Source organism: Vibrio sp. CUB2 (genome assembly GCF_001557945.1).
Classification (GTDB): domain Bacteria; phylum Pseudomonadota; class Gammaproteobacteria; order Enterobacterales; family Vibrionaceae; genus Vibrio; species Vibrio owensii.
In genome coordinates this window covers 1-1474 of the sequence record NZ_LNRB01000056.1, presented here as the reverse complement: position 1 = coordinate 1474, position 1474 = coordinate 1, and the positions used below count along the sequence as shown (strand labels likewise).

The window sequence follows — 1474 nt, the reverse complement described above, 5'->3', positions numbered from 1 at the left end:
CCAACCGCAGTAATCAGAAAAGACAGCTCAAAGTCAGAGATAACTTCATAGGCGACACGAGCTGAGAGACTTGCCGCAATCAAGCCAATGTTTTGTGTACCCTTGGTCTGCAGCCAGTGATAAACAGTGCACAAACTATTTTTGCCCGTCGTCATGGTGAATTCATCAATCGAACCCGAGCTGAGCCCCACATGATGAAGAGAGTCATAACGGAACACATGGAAACCATTTTCAGATAGATACTCGGCCAACCCAGCAAAGTGATCCATTCTTCTGGCAAAACCAGAAGCAATTAAAATGGTGCTATTTTTAGAAGGCACATTTTCTTTTGGGGGCGTTTCCCAGACGTGAAGTTCCTGACCATTGTTCACGCGCAACACGTGTGCAATAGTCTTGCATTGATTATTCATTGTAAATTTCCTTATTTAAGGGACGAAAACCAAGAATTTATCTTCTTCAAGAAAGCGGGTTTGCTCTATTTCGACAGATACATCCTTAGTGGTGAAGTTATATGGTCTTTCATGAGAAACAAATCGAACTAAACGTTGAAGTGGACGCATTGCATCATGTGCGCCACCAGCTCTAAATATATTATTCATCCCAGATTCAACGATTCTTTCTACTCCTTTTGCGGCGAATGCATCTCGATATTTCTTGGAAGATTCCCATGGATAAAAAGAAATCGTTTGTGTTTGATGTTTCTCTATATATTGAACAACATCATCAACCTTATTTATTTTGTGGACATAAACGCAACGACTTAATGGATGGTTATATTCAACCCCGGGATCTGACTCGATGATCATCCAGTTATTTTCCGGTTCTGATATAACTTTCAACCCAGAAAATTGACACTCAAGACGAGTCATAGAAAATAAAGCTTCATCATCAAAACTTTGCTTTGATTTTGGTAAAACTTCTTGATAAAGATTCAGTTTTTCAACAAGTTTTGATTTGAATTCTTCATACTTATCTCCAGAAAAATAAATATTCTGAGTCGAAAAGCAGGCATTTTGGTCATAAAAGCAAATATCATGAGCAACACCCGAGGCGGCTTCTTCTAGATCGGCTGGATGGTCTAACACGGTAAAACTCTTCTTTGGACCAAACTTCAAAACATCGATGTGTGAAGGAGAGTGCTTAACCGCCCAATCAATGGCATCTCGCCCCCCCCAAGCAACCACTGCATCCATATGACTCAGTAATTCTTCAGCGAGTGTCGTATCCGATGTATGAGGCCAATACAATACGGAAATAGAACGAGAAATAGGATGGTTCGGATCGACGTCAATAAAGCTCATCGCTAGCGCGTGGGCAGTAAATGGATCCGATGCTGACATTCTCACAATACATTGGTTTCTCGTCAGTATGCCCCGTAATATTGAGGTCACACCGGAGAGAGGAACGTTCCCCGCAAGCAAATGCATCGTGCGTCCTTTAGGAAAAGCCCTCACATAACACTCACCCTGCGGTA

Annotated in this window: 1 protein-coding gene and 1 pseudogene; both read right to left on the bottom strand. The window is 41.7% G+C overall.

The window, feature by feature from the left end; all coding sequences use genetic code 11:
• Positions 1–410 (bottom strand): annotated as a pseudogene (locus ATB78_RS27745) (acyl transferase); the annotation flags it as partial.
• A gap of 15 nt (positions 411–425) precedes the next feature.
• Positions 426–1474 (bottom strand): aldehyde dehydrogenase family protein (locus ATB78_RS27740; RefSeq protein ID WP_061011154.1); only part of this gene is annotated, 1049 nt, incomplete at its 5' end.